We start from the raw sequence: 17,877 nt of genomic DNA, 5'->3' as shown, positions 1-17,877 counted from the left end.
TGCTTGAATCCATCAAACCGCTCACTTCCAATTCTAACTTCTCAGGGAGATCCTTTCTAGCCTATAAAAAGAGGCTGTTCATCTTGTGTTCCATTCAGAGAAGTTGTACCCACACGACTCATTATACTTCCTTCTTTTTTCATGTTGATCCCCTCAAAATAGCACCCATTAGAACCGTCGTCTTTAAGTAAGACAGCGGCTGTCTAATTGGGGCCACAGGATGAACGGCTCCATGGATTGGGTTCCATCGTATACCTAGACGAGATTCAACAAAATTACGAAGGATAGTGTGTCTTACCTCTAACATCCCTTCCTTAGGGTCCACAAGTTCAGCAGGTGCGTATAGAAAAGTTCAAAATTTCATTGGTCCCACGAGTAATATTAAGGACGCCTCTTATATCCCTCCAGAGCCCCAATTAATGGCGGATTATATGAAAAATCTAGAACTATATATAATGGTAATCCTTATAGCAAAGAAGATACGGAAAATGAGCTTCATCCTCTAATAAAAGCAGCCATTATCCATGGGCAATTTGAGTCCATCCACCCCTTTTTGGACGGGAATGGTCGCTTAGGAAGAATTCTAATTGTTCTTTACCTCCTACAGTCAAATTTAATAGATTCACCTTTCTTTTTTATTAGTGAAGAACTTGAACGCGAGCGTTTTAGATACTATGCACTATTAAACGGCGTCAGATCAATTGGACGTCATGAACCTGATTGGAGAAGTTGGATTGAGTTTTTCTTAGATGCTACAATGCGTATGGCAGAAAGTCATTATGAAAAATTGGACCAGGCTGAAAAGCTTTATAACGCCGGCATTTCAAAATTACAGCAGCCTTCTACAAAAAAGGTTTGGGAAGTCCTCTTCTCAAATCCTATTGCAAGCGTCAATCAGCTTATGGACACAACGGATTTAGCTGCACCTACCATTAGAAAAAGCCTAAACGAACTTGTTCGGCTAAATATGATTTATGGAGATGACCGCCAAAGAAATCGCCGTTTCTACCAATATGACTTGATTCGGATTATGTCTGAATAGAAGTATTGAGACAATTCGATAGAAGCGCGAGGACGGAGTTTGGGTTTCCTGTTTTAAGAAAGATGTTGGAAGTTTAGTTTAAAGCGATAAGAAATAGCCCCCATAACGAGGGGCTATTTCTTTTTATAATGAGGGCCACTTTACTGATCAGTGTGAGAAAAGAAAGATCAGAGCGCTTGTTTATTAATTTAAATTAATATTTATTGTTGTTCATGTGTCAAAAAACCAGCGCTTCTCTGCAGGAGGAATAGTGAATAAGTTAGTAAGATGCTTTCGGGCAGTGACTAGCATTTGCATGAAACGCGAGAACCGTCCCCGCGTTTCCCCGCGTTTCCCCCCGCGTTTCAGTGGTGGCAGGTACCTACAAGTGATCAGCCTGCATTTGGCTCTGTTATAGCATCTGAAACCGCTTCCCTTTTATCTTTAAGAAAGTTCGTTAAGCCAGCACTTATAAAATACAGTATGGAAAAGATCCACATGATCCCGATTGTTCCTATTTGATTAAAGAAGAGGGAAACGAGCCCAGGTCCTACAAATGAACTCAAACCTGCGCCTAAATTCAAAATTGACATCGCAGCCCCCTTGTTTTCCGGTTCCAAGGAAGGCATCAAGGCTGATAATGGAACATATCCAGCCAAACCCGCTCCAAACAAACAACCGACAATCATCAACAACCAATAATTGTGTCCATAAACCTGCGGAACATAATACATCGCAATTATAGAAAGGCCGCTTAATACGCCGCCAAACCAGGCAACTGTGGTCCTTCTTCCCAGTTTGTCTCCTACAATTCCAAAAATTAAATTACAAATAATATTAAATGCGAATAAGGTTCCGTAAATGCTGAGCCACTGCGAAATGGAATAGCCAAACTTCTCTACATAGGAAGGATAGAAAACTACAAATCCAAACGATGCGGTGGTATTAATGGTTCTTATTAGACCTCCGATACCAACTCGAGGATTTTGAAATACAATGGTAATTCCTTTTGATAATTCTTTGAATTTAGATTCACCCTTTTTGAGTTTCTGCCCACTAAACTCATCTTTGTTTATAAGAATAGCAAGTATTGCACCTGCCAAAACAAATATAAGAGCACTCCACAATGTGTTGATAGCCCCAATTTTAGGAAGGACAAAGCTTGAATAATAGGAACCTAAAACATTTAAGCCTAGAGTAAACACAAACCAGAACCAACCAACAGCCGAGCTCAGTTTCTTCTCTGGGCTTCTGTAAGTGATCCAAACTAGAAACGAGTAAGAAAATAAAGGATAGCCCAAACCTCTTAAAGCATACGTTAACAGCATAACAGGATAATTATGGTGCGGAATTCCCCAACCAATAAACCCTATTGCCCCAATTACAAAAGATGTCAATCCTACCGTCATAGCTTTTCTCGGTCCCCATGTTTGAACAAAAATCCCCGATAGCCAAGAAGCGATCGTTACGGCAATTCCGTAATCAGAATAAAGAAAGGCAGATTGCTGCATAGTAAGCCCGTGCTTAATTAGATAGGGAGATAGCCAGCCCTGCTCGAGACCATCACCTATCATAAATATGGTGATTCCAACAAATCCCCATAGCAAATTAAAAGGAATTCCTATGCGATCAAAAAAAGTATCTTCTCTTCTAATGTGACTTAAACTCATGCCTTCACCTTCCATCTTTGTTTTTGCTGTTAGTCATAAAGCATGTTGGCGTTGCTCTTGAACGTCAAAGCTCAAGAGCAACACTATTGCGATGACAGCCTTATTTAAGACCGCCGCGAGACACCCGTCTCTATACTCGCTCTCAGAATAAGCCGGCTTTTATTTGGGTAAACCTCTAAGTTGTTTCCGCTTACATAACTAAGGAGATAAATGCCTCCAAATAATGGATTTCCCTATAAGTTGCATTAAATACAAGTAAAAGCACCATCTACTACAAAGTCAGACCCCGTCGTAAAACTGCTCGTATCCCCTGCGAGATAAACACAAATGGACTGAAGTTCTTCGGGTTTACCCAATCTGTGAAGCGGTGCCATTTGATTCCATTGTTCAATTAGCGGTTTTAAGCTCGGAGAATTTAATGTAAGTTCTGTGCCGATATAACCAGGACTGATACAATTTACGCGAACATTTTTTGTTGCCCATTCAACGGCTAGAGATTTTGTCAATTGAATCACACCTGCTTTAGAAGCATTGTAGGAACACTGTGGTTGAGGCACATTCACAATATGTCCTGACATTGAAGCAGTATTTATAATGGAACCGCCTCCTTGCTTTAACATCACTTTCCCAGCTGCTTGAGCTGTTAAAAAGACACCGGTAAGATTTATATCTATAACTTTTTTCCATTGTTCAAAGGTCATTTCCTCAGCGGGGACATTCAGACAGATTCCCGCATTACAGAAGGCAACGTCTATTCGTCCAAAAGCATCCAGTATTTTGACAATCATGGCGTCTACATCTTCTGGCTTCGAGACATCCGCTTTAATGGCAATGGCTTGAATGTCATGATTTTCTTCGAGTTCCGCAGCAGTCCTTTTTGCTTCTTCAAAATCCAAATCCACAATCGCTAGATCTGCTCCTGCTTCAGCAAAAGCAGTGGCTACACTTTTACCAATGCCCCTTGCACCACCTGTAACAAAAATTTTCTTCTCGTCCAATCTCATTTTTTCAAGGATCCCCATATTATACCTCTTTTCAAAAAGTATTTTATTAAATGGTTTTATAAAATTAATTTATATAATAAAGCGTTTTTAGGTGGGTGTCAATAAGAAAAAACGCAAATCGTGTTTTCTCTACCCGAATGAATTCAGAGGTCAGTCTTGGAGCGATCGACGAAATGCCGATTTCATTGATCTACAAAGTCAAGACATTTTTAATACGGGCTAATATAGAACAAACCATAAGGTATTCCAAAGCTTGCCAAGGCTGTTATTAAATGAGCTGCTATGATATATTTAAAAATAATTAATCAACTATTTTTATAAATTTATTTTGTAAAATGAGGGACTTCCATGGACACGAATATCACATTTAAAGATATAAAGAAAAATAATTATTCATCGATTTACCATCTCATTTATCAAAATGAGAAACTTTCGAAACAAGAAATTGCCAATCAACTTCATTTGAGTTTACCAACCGTCACTCAAAATTTGGTTCGTTTAGAAGAGGAAAACTTGATTGCAAAGAGTGGACAATTTGAATCCTCCGTTGGCAGGCGCGCAACGGCCTATACCATATGTCCTAAGGCTCGAATTAGCATTGGTGTAGAAATTTTGAAAAAGAAGGTTCACATTTTAGCAATTGATTTGCTTGGGGTTGTAATTGAGAAAAAGGAGCTGTCAATTGACTATTCCAATGTTGACAGTTACTTCAAAGAGGTAAGCGATGCTGTAGAAGCGTTCATCTCATCGCTTAATGTGGAAAAAAGGAAGATTCTTGGAATTGGTTTTGCCGTACAAGCTCTTACAGCAACGGATGGCCAAACGATTACATATGGAAAAATATTAAACTGCACAGGGCTGGATATTCATGTTTTTTCACAGCACCTCACTTATCCTTGCATGTTTTTCCATGATGCAAAATGTGCTGCAACCACAGAGTTGTGGATAAGAAATGATATTGGTGATGCTGTCTATCTATCAATTGGTACACATCTTGGGGGAGCTATTATTATTAACGACCAAATTTATATGGGAAAAGACGGGTTTAGCGGCACGGTCGAACATATGACCATTGATCCCGAGGGCTTGCCTTGCTACTGTGGAAAAAGAGGATGTATGGAGACACTTTGTTCTGTAAGTGCACTCCTAGAAGAGGACGAATCCTTAGAATTTTTCTTCCAACAGGTACGTTCTGGAATACCTTCATATTTAGAGAGATGGAATTCCTTTTTAGATCATCTGGCCCTTTCGATCAACAATATTCATCTTGTCATTAATAGAGAATTTATTCTAGGGGGACATATCACCCCTTACCTAAACGAAAGTGATATTCAACTTCTTCATGAAAAAGTTGATGAAAGGACGGCATTTCCAAGTAATGAGTCCTTTATATATATTAGCCGTTCACCTGAATATGGAGTTACTATAGGCGCCGCCATACCATTTATTCAATCCTTTTTAAATAGCATTTGAAGCATGGGACGTGGCTTTTTCATTCTGATTGGAAGAATCGGTTAGGAAACTCGTCCCCTTGCTTCTTAAGCCACTTTCGAAAAATCATGACATATCCAATCATCCTGGCACAACACGACTGTTTTAAATAGACTAATAGTGGAATTAAAACATGACTGAGTGGGCCATTCATCGGAAGGAGACATGACAAATGCGTATAAATAAAGAAGACATCCTTGCTGGGTTCCCTATCTTGGAAATGAGAGATTTATTTCGTAGTTTTGGTCAAGGAGTTATTAATATCCAAACTGTCGCTCTAAAATTAAATGTGACTTTAGATGAAGCTGAAGAGGTTATGAAATGCTTAGAAAGGCAAGGGTATATCGAAAAGGAAGGAGATGATCGATGGGACAAAACAATAAAAGGAAACGCTTTGACAAATGCAAAAGCTGGTCCTGGATTCTCGAGAAAAACCGCTGAACGAAAGCTAAATGATTTTCTAGAAAGAGTAAAAAAAGTGAACGAAAGTAACTTTGCTTACAAAGTTGAGACTGTTGCGGTTTTTGGAAGTTATTTGACAGAGGCAGAGAAATTAGGGGATGTTGACCTAGCGTTGCGTTTGAAACCCACTTTTGACGATCCAGAGGAATTTGGAAAACTGAGAAATGAAAGGATAAATTTAGCCATAAATAAGGGAAGGAATTTCAAAAGCTTTATGGATCAGTTATTTTGGCCGCATGAAGAGGTACTCAAATTTCTTAAATCCGGCTGTCGAGTTATAAGTATACATGATATGGATAGAGAAGAAATATTGAAAAAAGTAAATTTTGAAGTGGTTTACCCTCAAAAGAACTAACCTTAATAACTGTCGATTCCGTCCCCAACCAAACAGTAACGGCAATTATTATGTCCATAGTACTTATAAAATTCCCGCGGGCGATTTTGGAACCATTAAAACGATTCTTCTAGAAACGCACTCTTCCACTTTTTGAAAGAGTAATAAAGGGTCCTGGTATTGGAAAGTAACTCGGGTGTCTTTTAAAAACATCATCAACTTTCCATCCCCCCTCGGTTTGGGGATTAATTGTACAAATGGAAAATGGAATGCTGTTGTTGACTAGCAAATACCGCTATAAAGTGATAATCACATCACCCATTTTCGTGGGAACATTTTCGCAAAATAATATTTTCCGGGCAGTGACCGTATCACCCCTAAGATATTCTAGTCTAGCTCCAATAATTGTTTTATAAATTTTTTAAGTAGAGTCAGCCCTGAACTTGCTTGAATAGATTCTTCTGTGATCCAATCATTATCTTGGATGGAAACTTGATTTGATTTTCCGGGCTTTAATACATTGGCAATTGTACCGACTGTGGCTTTTAAGGCGTCATACGGCTTCCATTTTTCCTTAAATTGTGAATCCACATTCTCTATATAATGAGTTGCCCGTTCAAGAAGATCATTATAGGAGGTACGGGCTCCATCAATGAGCAAATGCTCTAGTACACCTTTGTCATGATTATTTGGAAATATGTAAACTCCTAGATTTATGTTCTCTGAAACTTTCACTACTTCCCCAATGGTTAAAGAGAGCAGTATTTCTTTGAGCGTATCCTCTTCTATGTGTTCTCTAATATGGCTAAAATGCCTCTGATATTTAGATTTTGCTTGACTATCATCTGCATCGCAGAATATCCCTATTGAAAACAATTCATCGATTCCAATATTAGCTAGAGTTCCGCTCAAAGTAGAATATAGTTTTGAATCTCCACCTGCATACTGGATCGCAACACTGTGTTCGAGGGTTTGAAAGAAATGGGGGGCAGGCATTCGTTTATTCAAGTCCCCCTGATATGGAAATTTAAGTGGTATAATTTTTTTCCAAAATGGATCAACTTGATCTATTTGACTAATTGGTTTAAAACGGAACCCCTTTAATAATTTTCCTATGGCAGCTGCATCATGAATACCTTCTACCACAAAATAAGAATACTTCATCGTTATCTCACATCCTGACCCAGTTCAAATCGCAAAGACGAAATGGTCTTAGATGAAAACCTTTTAACAGCGGTTGTCTTATTGTTTTTACTCAATCGATATACAACTAAATTATAATCATCTTTTTTACTGGCACTGATAATTCCATCAATGGCTTCTAGACTATGTGTAGTAGCAAATAATTGAACTTTGAACATCTTACAGGCTTCTATGAGCCAAGAAAAGAATTCTCCTAATACACTTGTATGAACAGCTGTTTCGATTTCATCAATCAATATAATACCATTTTGTGATTCAATAAGGGCTGAAGCAACCGTAAGAGCTTTACGCAAACCATCGCCAAACATCATTATTGGAACCAGGCCTAATTCCTCATGATCGATATATGGAAGTAGTGACTTTGTGTTTCTGTTGTTTGAAAGCAATAGTTCTAGCCCTTTAATATTATTATCAAATAATCTAAGCGCTGAGATTAATCGTGGTTTGTCTCCTGAGATGATTGCATCGTTTATTTTCCTTACCGAAAAAGAACCTGAACGATGGTCAATAGGGGTAATCATGGTTGATTTTAAAGTATCCTCGTCTTCCAAATCCCTGATGATTAGATTATCTTCTCTAAAAAGAAGTGATTTAGTTTTTCTATTGATTTCTCCATTCCGGTTTACCTCGAGATTTAAAATTTTTATTGTCTCTGGAGAATCCTCGTCAAATAAATTAAATTGAGTATTTTCATCTGTTTGATCAGCTTCAAGTTTCACTTGGACTTCTTCAGAAACATGAATACCAACATCTATTTTTTGATTTTTTATTATAGCAGAAAATTTAATGGGATCTCGATTTTTTTCACTATTCAGTGGGAACATCCACAATAAAGAATCAATAAACGGTAATCGGCCTCCTCTTGGGAATCCAAAAGTATGATCTCTTAAGCGAGAGATGTTATAGTAATTTTTTGCCGAAAAAGGGTTTGAAAGCAATTCTATAGCTTCAAGTGCAGAGGTTTTTCCAGAGTTATTATTTCCAACGAATAAATTGACTTCGCCAAGATCATGAAATTCTGCATTTTTCAATCCTCGAAACATTTCAATCGTCAGCTTTTCAAAATGCTTCATAAAAAACCTCCATAAAACATAATTAATTTCATCATATCATTTATTATAGGGGAAATAAATAATACCTGGTTTGTCCTTTGTCTTTAACAACCTTTATTCCTTCAGTATCTTTATCTACTTTCCCCTTGATTATTTCCTTTGATCTCTTCCAATAATACTCCACGTCATGACTTGTTTTTAAATAGTTGGCCTCTAATATTAATCTTGGACCATCGTTACCAATCATCAATATAGCCGGAAACTTATTTCCTCTAATAAAATATTCAATTTTTAACCCCTTACCCCACCTCTGATAATTAGAAATTTTTCGCAATGCATTTAGATTGAAGTAAGTAACATGGGGCTGTTTTTCATGAAATATATAATAATCCTTACAATATTTACAGCTTAACTCAAGGGAGCGGTCATTCGAAGGATTCTTACAATAACGACATTCATAAACCTGATTACAATTTTGACAACTTGACACTTGCTGACAGGCTTGTTCTATGTAGTTTATTGTGGTTTTTAAGAGGGTGTCCTCTAAGTTTGGATCCTGTTTATTTGAATCATCAATAAACTCCAATCCTATTTGGAATACAGCTAATAAGTACCCTTCACTTATCATTTTTTTTAATCCATTTAGGATTAATGATTCCTCTTGATCAATATTAACGACTTGATTCAACTTATCCATCTCCTATACTTTTATATTAATTATTTCTAGGAGATTAGTAGTTTATACATCTTATACGAAATACGGGGAAACCTATTTTCATTTCATTCCTTACCTCAAACAACGCAACCAGTGATTAATGAGAAACAGATTAAACGGGGCATATCGGTATCTTGAGTATACTCTTCCTGAACCAATACTTCGCTGTTGCTGCTAAAAGATCTTTTCTAGCAAGAGGTGGTTGGTGCTAAACAGGGAAATTCCCCCTATTCTATCAAAGTAATGTGCATGATCGGTTTATTTTTGATAGAAAAACATATTTTGGAATGGGGATGAATTAATGAAGGCATTACATTTTTAGAGGATTGGCTAAAGGAAAATTTCAAACATGCCGGTGAATGGAGATAAGTAAAAAGACGCCCATAATGGACGTCTTTTATGCGTTATATATTGCGGCGAGAGACAGCACTCCACATTTGTGCTTGCCTAAGAAAGGCGCGTCAATCTCGACTTATGCAATCAGCTCATCGCTCACCCACTATAACACCGATTCAGTAAAAAGACAATACCAATCCTTTCCCCTCGTAATGACATGTTGAAGCACCCCCAATAACTTGGGGGTGCTTAATGATCCATCCTATTAGAACGGTAAGCAGAAGGACAAAGCCGCCGCGTTCTCAAGGTACCTAAGTATCTTACTTCCAACTTTCTGCTAAAAAGTGAAACGCGAGAACCGTCCCCGCGTTTCATTCGTTCCCCGCGTTTCATTTCTGCTCCAAGTAGACCTTTTCTCTGCCTTGTTTCTTCAGCTTGCGGACGGCTCCTTTTTTCCATGTGCGGACGGTGTTTTCTGAGACGTTATACGTTTGGGAGATTTCTTTAGTGGATAAGCCAGCTTCAAACACGGAGAGAAGCCAGCAGCGCTCGCGTTCACTAAGTCCAAATTGATCGAGTTCAAGCGAAAGCTGCCATGCAGGTGGCGGCGCGATGTTATCCGTTTCAAGTTCACTCGAATTCAAGGAATAGCGCTCGTTGTAGGTCTTCTCTTTCCTTTTATAGGTTAAGAGTTTTCCATATACAAGCGCTTTTGCATGCGCCGGGAAATAACCTTTCAGCGGATCAAAGCTTTTATAGGCCTCCCATAAAGCAATCATCCCCATTTGAAAGGCATCCTCATAATCCTTCTGAAGCCCTGCATAACGAATCGTTTTCTTAATCAACGGCTCAAAGGCCTTCACCACTTGCTCAAAAGACTGAAGCTCTTCCATAACCCATTCACTTTCCAGACCGGTCTTCCTTATTCCGCGGTAAGTGAAGGATAAAACAAAGAATAGCCTCTGTCCTTTCTACCAATGAATCCTTTCTTCGAGCCTCAACGCCTCAAATCTGCCCTTTCACCTTGTCATGTTGCCGATTTGATCACCGACACAAGTGCAGAGAAGTTCGTTCGCCTTCTTTTCTACGAATGCTGCTGCAACTGCCGCCAAGCAACTAAAAGGACTGCACGACCAGTCCCACGCCCTTTTGCAACTAGCCCCATCGCTTTAAAACTATTAAGCTATTTCGTCCAAAAGTTGACGATACAAGCTGTCCTCCTCTTTTGACAGTAAATAGGTTCAATTTCTGTCATTTTAGTTATTGACCTGTCCGGCACTCTAGTCCAAAAAACGTATCGCCATGCCATTAAAGTGGTCAAAACGAGGTGCTTTATAGCCTGAATTCAGTCACCTCTCTTAGGAAGGGTTCTCCCTATATCATTTTATTTTCAATATAACTTTTCCTTTTGCCCGGCCTGCTTCTGAGTAATCCAAAGCTTTTTGTGCTTCCTCAAATGGGTAGATTCGATCAATGACAGGCTTAATTTTTCCCGATTCAATTAACTCCGTAATGATTTCTAACTGTTCACCACTTGGTTTCATAAATAGAAACGTGTATGTCACATTGTATTGTTTTTCCAATTTCGTTAGATGGCGAGTAATCAGTCGAAATAAGTTGGTTTTAAAGAAGCCTGATCCATATTCCATTCCAAAACGGGCGTTTGGCAGGCCGGAGATCGAAACAACTTGTCCTCCTGGTTTCACTATTTTAAATGCTTTTTCCAACGTTTCCCCACCGATTGTATCGTATACCCCATCATAATTGTGCAGCATCTCATCAAACGGTTCTTTCTTATAATCAATAATCTGATCTGCTCCAAGTGACTTGACCAGTTCATACCCGGCTTTGCTTGTGGTTGTTGCCACATACACTCCCATTGCTTTAGCAAGCTGTATAGCAAAGGTACCGATGCCGCCTGATCCAGCTTGAATTAACACTTTTTCCCCAGGTGATAACTGTAAAACATCATGTAAGGCTTGATAAGAAGTGAGTCCAACTAAAGGAATAGAGGCAGCTTCCTCAAAGGATAAATTTTTAGGCTTTAAAGCAACGGCCTCTTCGTCGATTGCAATATACTCTGCAAAAGTTCCAATTCTCCCCTTACTAGCTCTACCGTATAGTTCATCTCCTACCTTAAACTTCTTTACCCCTTTTCCTACTTGTTTGACTACACCTGAAAAGTCATTCCCCATAATAAGTGGCATATGGTATTTAGTCAGCATCTTCACTTTGCCATCTCTTATTTTAAAATCAACCGGATTAATACTTGCAGCCACTATTTCTACTAAGACATCCTTTTCTCCAATGGGAGGTATGGGCATGTCAGCGAGCTTAAGTGGCACCTTCCCATATTTTTCAATAATCATGGCTTTCATAAACGTTATCTCCTCTTTAATTGACCTGTTTCTATACTTCATCGAATTTCCCCTTTCACTAAATTCCAACCATCTACTACTTTTACAAAACCTGTCTTTCACTGAATGGTCTGAGCCTATAACATGACGCTCGTATTAGCAAGTTCTATTGGATACATTCTTTCTCTACGATCTCGATCAACTGCTTTAATTTCTCAACGCTATTCGTTAAGGAAAGCGAGTAATACCTTTGTGTTCCTTTTTGTTCTATCCTAACCAGTTCATTGTCACGCATGATTTTTAAATGGTGAGAAATGGCTGGACGCGAAAGGTTGGATTGTTCTGCAATTTCATTGACACTTAACCGTTCATGTTCAGCTAACAACAGAATAATATCCTGCCTTGCCGTGTCACTTAGTGCATTAAATAAGGGAATACATTTCCTAAATACATCCACCGCTTGCTGCCCCATCCTCATTCATCCTTTGTTTAAAGTTTTTTGAAACTAAATATACAGAAAGTTATCTTGCAACGGACCTTGCGCGTTTTGCCGCTAAACTCCTTAGTAGGAAGTTAGCCGCAAATATAAGTTTTACATCTATTTTTCGATTGATTAAACGTTTAAACATTTGAACATATAATAGTAAAAAAATCATTTGCTGTCAATTCTTATGTTTACCCTATAAAATAAAGCTTCGATTCACTTCTAACAGTCCTTTCTCTCATTCAACTTTTTTGGGTATTTTCAATTTATAGGTAACTGTTCGCAAAGCTGGTGGGACCAGACACCCTTTCCCACGAAAATCAACGAGACGTGACCCAAAATTGGTGGGCAAGACATGTTTGACGCTACCAAAATGAGGTCGCGACCAAAAATAGGCGGAGAATTTCCTGTTAAACAGCAGAATCGAGCTCAAGTGCGTGTATATAAGCGGAGTTTTTCCGGTTAAGCAGGTCAAAATACCTCCTATCCACGCTTTCTGGAGCCAATAGGCGGAATTATTCCTTCTATTTAGGCTATTTTCAGCACTATTTCTTAATTAAGGGGAAATTCTCCGCTTATTTATCAACTCACCCTCCCCCAAACTTTTGTCTGCTTATTATACTGGTAGTCATTACTGCGAATTCTTATAATCGGAACGACTTATTTTGATAGGCGTGGCTTTCTATTGAACCCTTCTTATGAAACGCAAGATCCGTCCCCGCGTTTCACCATAATCATCTGGAAAATCAAAATAAAACAGCAATCGCCAAAGCCATGGTACCGTTAACAAAATGATTGCCTGCCTGAATGACTTTATTGTTGATTTTAATGGTCTCCGGTACATCCAAATTGATTCCACCAACCGCATCCACCATCGATTGAAGGCCACCAAAATTCGTTTCTGCCTAATAATTGATTGGGACACCTGTCAGTTTACTAATCGTATTGACGGCACCTTCTATTCCTTGCTTCGGACCATTTTTAGCCTGTAGAATATACTGAACGCTTGTCAGTTTTGTATAGGCGTAACCATCTAAGTAGACACGCGGAATACTTACCACATTGATTTTGTTCTTGCCTAAATCAACATGTGCCAACAGCATGCTGTCGGAATGACCGATCTTATCACCGGGACGTGCATCAGAACCCATGATTAACACATTAAAGGCAAGGTCTTTTGGATTAGTTGACTGCTTTTTACTGCTTTGCTGATTTGTACTTGTTTTACCAGTACTTTTCCCCGAAGAAACAACAGGTACTGATTTGAAATGATTGGACGGCTTTAGCTGGTAAACCTCAAACCCAATGGCTGCAGCCACAAGGAAAACGAGCCTTTAAAACGCTTCCTTTGGTTAAAGAATCAAGGGAACCTCCCTGAAAAGCAACAAGAAAAAATGATTAAACTGAAGGACATGGAGTTAAAAACGGGTCGTGCTTACCGTCTAAAACTGCTCCTACAAAAAGTATGGATTACCAATCGATCAATCGCTGGGTTGTATTTTGAAGAGTGGTTGGATTGGGCCAGTCGTTCAAGGCTTCAGCCAATGGTTGACGTGGCTAATCGGGTGGTGACAGGCACCAACCTACATGCCCTCTTTTTTAATAGAGAGAGTCATCATAATTTACCTACAGTTGATTTTAATGGATATCTTTTTTATAATAATCATAGAATAAAAAGTGACTGAGTGCTGTGAACACTCAGTCGGTTGCAACTAACATGTCGCAGCAAGAGGCGACTGACCTTTTTAGTTACTACAGAAATAGTCACCTAGCGGTCAAGCTATGGGTGGCTATTTCTTTTTTGTTATTGCGACGACAATGGCAACAATCGTTGCGGTATAAACAGCCTCAAAAGTTAGCGCTGTTAATACAATAGTTAAAACTTCATTTGCCGTCATTAAGTGACAGACCCGGAAGAGGAAAAGCAATTAATGGCAGCCTTAAATGAAAACAATCCAATACTAACAGAAGAAGACATAAATAAATGTTAGAGAACTAACACATGAAAATAGGATGGAGAAAATCAGCTATTACTTCCTTAGTCGCTTTAGATCGTTGGAGAGATAGCATTGAACTCCACCAATAGCCGCTTACTTAAAGGAAACCATTCAATTCTATTTCACAAAACAGGATTTCTCAATTGACATTCCTGGTCGACATGTTCTTATTAAAAAAATGCCTGTTGACCGAAGAATGGTGATCATTTCTATAAAGTTTTTTACCGAATAACAATGAATCAGATTGAAATCTTTTTAATTCACCACCCACATCAAAAATCACTTTAATAAAAAGCTCTTTTTTTAAAAACACGATCACGATTCGGGAGGTGACAGGCACAGTCCATCATAAGTATTTGATGACTGCCATTTCTTTTCCGAATCTTTCACCTTCATCAATAAAACCGAGACTTTGATAAAGTTTATGTGCTCCTTGGTTTTCTGGATGATAACCCACTACAATTTTATTTACATTTGGCAACTTAGCCATTTCAGAGATCATCAACTCGGTTGCCGCTTTACCAATACCTTTGCCTTGGTACTTTTTATCAACCATTATTCTATAAATCCAATAACCATCCAATTCTTCTGGAACTGAATTAAACATTAAAAACCCTGCAATTTGATCTTCGAAATAAATAGCATAAGGCTTAAGCGTTGATTCAAATTTAGACTGTGCAATTGAAATAGCGTTTGATTCGATAAAATCCCTTTGTTCTTCGGATACTTCTAATGCACAACACTCGTACCAGTTTTCTGAGTCTAACCCTTCAATTCTTACCTTTTCATTACTCATTAAATTTCCCCTTTAAAATTATTATAATATTTCTTCCTCTAAACCTATTCTTTAAGTGCAAACCTTCACATTCTCTAATGCTTTACATAAAATTCCAAAACGCCCGGTAAAATCCAAATAACACCGAAAAATCAGCATTATAAATAACAAGTAAATTAACATATCAAAAGTAACGTGTTCAGTTTTGGGAGAGGAACTTAAAATAACAACTTAATTGGGAGTGCAATCCGCACCGCGATTGAAGCTTAAGCGGGTCTTACTATTGAAGCCTACTCGTGAAACGCAAGAACCGTCCCCGCGTTTCACTTCAGCCATCCCGTGACTGTTTTCGCAATCTTGTCAAGTTCTTGTTCACCGTCTGCTGTCTGTATGTGAGCCTGTTGCTTCACTTCAGCCAAGAACGTGTCAGTCAAAGTAAACTGCTTAAAGTCCTCCCAATTAATAAGGGCGCAACGGTCTCGGTCTTGAAGCAAGCGGATATTGTTTTGATCCTCAATCATAGTCGACCGGTTGATGATGAGAAGCGGCACATGTCCTTGAATCGCCTCACTGAGCGTCCCCCATCCTGGCTTTGAAATAACTAGATCAGCTGCCGCAATATAATTCTGGGTTTCTGTATCCTCAATAGGTATCTTGAATACATGATCGCCTTCAATCGCCGCATTACTAGCCACTATAAACAAACAATTGGGGCTTTGCCAAATAGGCAAGTTCTGCAAGAGGTCCACTTGAATCTTCATTCCTAAGCCAAAATAAACAATGTGCTTAGTTCCGGTTGGGTCTATTTGTTTTCTTATATCGCTTACACGCTCTTGATCAATATGTCGTGAGAAGAAATCCACTTGAACGGGCTCCGATTTCCCCCAATGAGGCTCCTGACTGCCCGCCAACTCTATAAACAGATCCATACATTCATAGGCTTCCTTTGACACCGACAAGTCACTTGGTGAAAGCCAGTCTTTATACACGGTATACCATGAAAAATTCGAGATGCCGATGCTTGGGATGTTTGCCTCTTTAGCCGCAACAAACGGAAATGGCGGGATATCCCCTATGACAAGGTCAATCTCGTTTTCTAGTAAAAACTGCTTTTCTTGTTCAATATAACTCGAGGAGCGCTCAATATAGTTAAAATAGTCTTCTCGAAAGCCCTCCACATCCGGCAGCACACTGTTTGGCAGCAAACGAAAACCGATATCATTCTCAACATGTCGATAGCCCACTTGCTGGTTATCATCCCCTAAGGACCGTTTGATAAAAGGCAAACTATAAGACGTACAAACGGTTAGGTGAACATCCTTAGACCATTCAAGTAAACGACGAATGACAGCCACACTTCTTGCCCCATGACCAAATCCATAATCTGAAATATAATAAGCAATCTTTTTCATTTTTAATTCCTCTTAACATAAAGATTTTTAACGCAACAAACGACTCTCATTTATGTATACCGATCCTTCACATTACTAGCTTGCCCTGATACGCTACTACTAATAGAGCTTAGGTTTACTTTCACTATACCAAATTTAAAAGCGAATAAAGAAATAATCTAGACAAGTAAAAAAAAATGGAGACATGAGCAGTGCTCCAACTAACATAACTTACATGGCCGCGTTTCCTATTAATTTTCTCCTCCCCCCTGGTGAGTCAACTTATGATGGAAGGCGCATGGCGGTGATCCATCAAAGCGGTGACAAGCGAAGGTCCCGATCCCTATTTTGTGCCTAACAAAGGGATTTACGCCTTTCCTACCCTCTCACCCACCCTGTATAATTCCCACTGGATCTTCTACCAGCACGTCCGCCAGATTAAACCTCATCCTAGTAAAGCCAACCACTCACTTGTCTACTTCAAAAACGGACAAGACCCTCTCGAATTATCCATCTCGTATCCTATTCTTGAAAACAATTGCACCGAACAGCGCTTTGTATAGTTAGATTCTCTTAAAGCCTAACAATAGGGACGAATTCGCTTCAAGTGATGAAAGACACTCCCCATTAACTTATCATGAAAGCAAACAAATCAAAGTCGGTGATGTAGATGGAACCTATAAGAGTTGAATAAGAACAAATAAAAAAAGGCAATTCTGTCTAGGGCATTCATACATCCAAGTCGGAAATAGAAAATTTTTATTGATGGAAGTCGAAAAAATGAGTAACGATGATTGTTATGAGTGATACATGACGGTAGCAGTGGCTCGGCTTATCGTAACCCTTCCAGTTTCAATCGGTTGCCTCTGCATATCTAAGGTTCAATTAGGAAATTCCCCCATCTCATCTAAAAATAAGACATCTCGATGGGCAAGTGACACTTCACCTGGCTTGGATGAGACCCTCCACCGATTAAAGCGACAGAAAAGGCCGAATGATGAGGGGATCGATAAGGGGGTAAATGCGAAATGCGGTGCTGGAATGGATACACCCGCTAATTGGTAAATAGAAAGCACTTCAAATTGTTCCTCTGGTGATAGGTTTGGTAATAAAGAGGGATAGCATTCTGATAACAAACGCTTACCACAACCAGGTGGTCCAGACATCAACACATTGTGCCCACCCGCAGCGGAAAGTTCCAAAGCCCACTTTGCTTGTTCATGCCCGCTCATGAGTTTAAAATCTTTCTAAATGAGGAAGATGGCAGTTCTGAAGAAGAGGGAACGTGCGAGAACTGAAATGTCGACAGTTGCCCCGAAAAGGACTCGATCACGTCTTCTATTGAATGAACAAATCGACTTTCAATCCGTTTAATCCTATGAATTGGAACATCTAATAAGGGAGGGACATACAGAACCTTAAAACCTTGTCTTTTGGCAGACAAAATAGCTGGCAGCATACCTTCCACATTACTATAACGATTTTTCGACAAAATCCGAGTGGTGATAAGCAACTTCCTAAATATTGATTTCAATGAATATCTTTTCTATAATAACTATAGAATAAAAAGTGACTGAGCGCTGGA

Annotated in this window: 16 protein-coding genes and 2 pseudogenes; 6 read left to right on the top strand and 12 right to left on the bottom strand. The window is 39.0% G+C overall.

The genetic code is table 11. The annotated features are described in order from the left end of the window. Positions 1 to 415 precede the first annotated feature (415 nt). Positions 416 to 547: pseudogene (locus PU629_RS22540) on the top strand (hypothetical protein); the annotation flags it as partial. Positions 548 to 553: 6 nt separating this feature from the next. After that, complete coding sequence (locus PU629_RS03460) at positions 554 to 1,042, top strand: Fic family protein (RefSeq protein WP_275282884.1); 489 nt, start codon at positions 554 to 556, stop codon at positions 1,040 to 1,042. Between the two features lie 371 nt (positions 1,043 to 1,413). Here PU629_RS03460 and PU629_RS03455 read toward each other — a convergent pair whose 3' ends face one another. Together PU629_RS03455 and PU629_RS03450 are read right to left on the bottom strand one after the other, a co-directional pair. After that, positions 1,414 to 2,691, bottom strand: coding sequence for an MFS transporter (locus tag PU629_RS03455; RefSeq protein ID WP_275282882.1), 1,278 nt, complete (start codon positions 2,689 to 2,691; stop codon positions 1,414 to 1,416). A gap of 245 nt (positions 2,692 to 2,936) precedes the next feature. After that, positions 2,937 to 3,713: an SDR family oxidoreductase gene (locus PU629_RS03450; RefSeq protein ID WP_275282881.1), complete on the bottom strand. Its 777-nt coding sequence runs from the start codon at positions 3,711 to 3,713 to the stop codon at positions 2,937 to 2,939. A 330-nt stretch (positions 3,714 to 4,043) separates the two neighbouring features. Here PU629_RS03450 and PU629_RS03445 point away from each other — a divergent pair, with 330 nt between their 5' ends. Continuing rightward, the gene (locus PU629_RS03445) at positions 4,044 to 5,168 is read left to right on the top strand and encodes an ROK family transcriptional regulator (RefSeq protein WP_275282880.1); all 1,125 of its coding nucleotides are present in this window, start codon (positions 4,044 to 4,046) and stop codon (positions 5,166 to 5,168) included. A gap of 190 nt (positions 5,169 to 5,358) precedes the next feature. After that, positions 5,359 to 6,003, top strand: coding sequence for a hypothetical protein (locus PU629_RS03440; RefSeq protein WP_275282879.1), 645 nt, complete (start codon positions 5,359 to 5,361; stop codon positions 6,001 to 6,003). Between the two features lie 366 nt (positions 6,004 to 6,369). Here the strand turns inward: PU629_RS03440 and PU629_RS03435 are convergent, their stop codons facing one another. From PU629_RS03435 to PU629_RS03405, 7 genes and pseudogenes are all read right to left on the bottom strand, one after another. Continuing rightward, positions 6,370 to 7,146 (bottom strand): DUF3226 domain-containing protein, encoded by a 777-nt coding sequence (locus tag PU629_RS03435; protein ID WP_275282878.1) that lies wholly within the window; start codon positions 7,144 to 7,146, stop codon positions 6,370 to 6,372. Between the two features lie 2 nt (positions 7,147 to 7,148). Next, positions 7,149 to 8,258, bottom strand: coding sequence for an AAA family ATPase (locus tag PU629_RS03430; RefSeq protein ID WP_275282877.1), 1,110 nt, complete (start codon positions 8,256 to 8,258; stop codon positions 7,149 to 7,151). Between the two features lie 43 nt (positions 8,259 to 8,301). Further along, positions 8,302 to 8,925 carry a hypothetical protein gene (locus tag PU629_RS03425; protein ID WP_275282875.1) on the bottom strand — a complete coding sequence of 208 codons (624 nt, stop codon included), beginning with the start codon at positions 8,923 to 8,925 and terminating at the stop codon, positions 8,302 to 8,304. Between the two features lie 752 nt (positions 8,926 to 9,677). After that, positions 9,678 to 10,181, bottom strand: a complete 504-nt coding sequence (locus PU629_RS03420; RefSeq protein WP_275282874.1) for a sigma-70 family RNA polymerase sigma factor — start codon at positions 10,179 to 10,181, stop codon at positions 9,678 to 9,680. Positions 10,182 to 10,667: 486 nt separating this feature from the next. Then, positions 10,668 to 11,666, bottom strand: a complete 999-nt coding sequence (locus PU629_RS03415; protein WP_275282873.1) for an NADP-dependent oxidoreductase — start codon at positions 11,664 to 11,666, stop codon at positions 10,668 to 10,670. A gap of 145 nt (positions 11,667 to 11,811) precedes the next feature. Beyond that, on the bottom strand, positions 11,812 to 12,117 hold the full coding sequence (locus tag PU629_RS03410; protein WP_275282872.1) for an ArsR/SmtB family transcription factor: 306 nt from the start codon (positions 12,115 to 12,117) through the stop codon (positions 11,812 to 11,814). A gap of 758 nt (positions 12,118 to 12,875) precedes the next feature. Next, a pseudogene (locus PU629_RS03405) lies at positions 12,876 to 13,289 on the bottom strand (LCP family protein). 126 nt (positions 13,290 to 13,415) lie between these two features. On the opposite strand from PU629_RS03405, the gene PU629_RS03400 reads away from it, so the two are divergent. Continuing rightward, entirely contained in the window at positions 13,416 to 13,814 is a 399-nt protein-coding gene (locus PU629_RS03400; protein ID WP_481900497.1) for a transposase, read from the top strand. A 658-nt stretch (positions 13,815 to 14,472) separates the two neighbouring features. On the opposite strand, the gene PU629_RS03395 is transcribed toward PU629_RS03400, so the two are convergent. Both PU629_RS03395 and PU629_RS03390 read right to left on the bottom strand, forming a co-directional pair. Next, positions 14,473 to 14,922, bottom strand: a complete 450-nt coding sequence (locus PU629_RS03395; protein WP_275282870.1) for a GNAT family N-acetyltransferase — start codon at positions 14,920 to 14,922, stop codon at positions 14,473 to 14,475. Between the two features lie 302 nt (positions 14,923 to 15,224). After that, positions 15,225 to 16,313, bottom strand: coding sequence for a glycosyltransferase (locus tag PU629_RS03390; RefSeq protein WP_275282869.1), 1,089 nt, complete (start codon positions 16,311 to 16,313; stop codon positions 15,225 to 15,227). A gap of 299 nt (positions 16,314 to 16,612) precedes the next feature. On the opposite strand from PU629_RS03390, the gene PU629_RS22535 reads away from it, so the two are divergent. Continuing rightward, positions 16,613 to 16,855 carry a competence protein ComK gene (locus PU629_RS22535; protein WP_481900471.1) on the top strand — a complete coding sequence of 81 codons (243 nt, stop codon included), beginning with the start codon at positions 16,613 to 16,615 and terminating at the stop codon, positions 16,853 to 16,855. 318 nt (positions 16,856 to 17,173) lie between these two features. Here PU629_RS22535 and PU629_RS03385 read toward each other — a convergent pair whose 3' ends face one another. Beyond that, the gene (locus PU629_RS03385; protein WP_275282868.1) at positions 17,174 to 17,524 is read right to left on the bottom strand and encodes an ATP-binding protein; all 351 of its coding nucleotides are present in this window, start codon (positions 17,522 to 17,524) and stop codon (positions 17,174 to 17,176) included. Positions 17,525 to 17,877: the final 353 nt, after the last annotated feature.

This window comes from Pullulanibacillus sp. KACC 23026 (genome assembly GCF_029094525.1).
GTDB lineage: Bacteria > Bacillota > Bacilli > Bacillales > Sporolactobacillaceae > KACC-23026.
The sequence above is the reverse complement of the archived record's forward strand: the minus strand, read 5'-3'. Positions and strand labels throughout refer to the sequence as shown.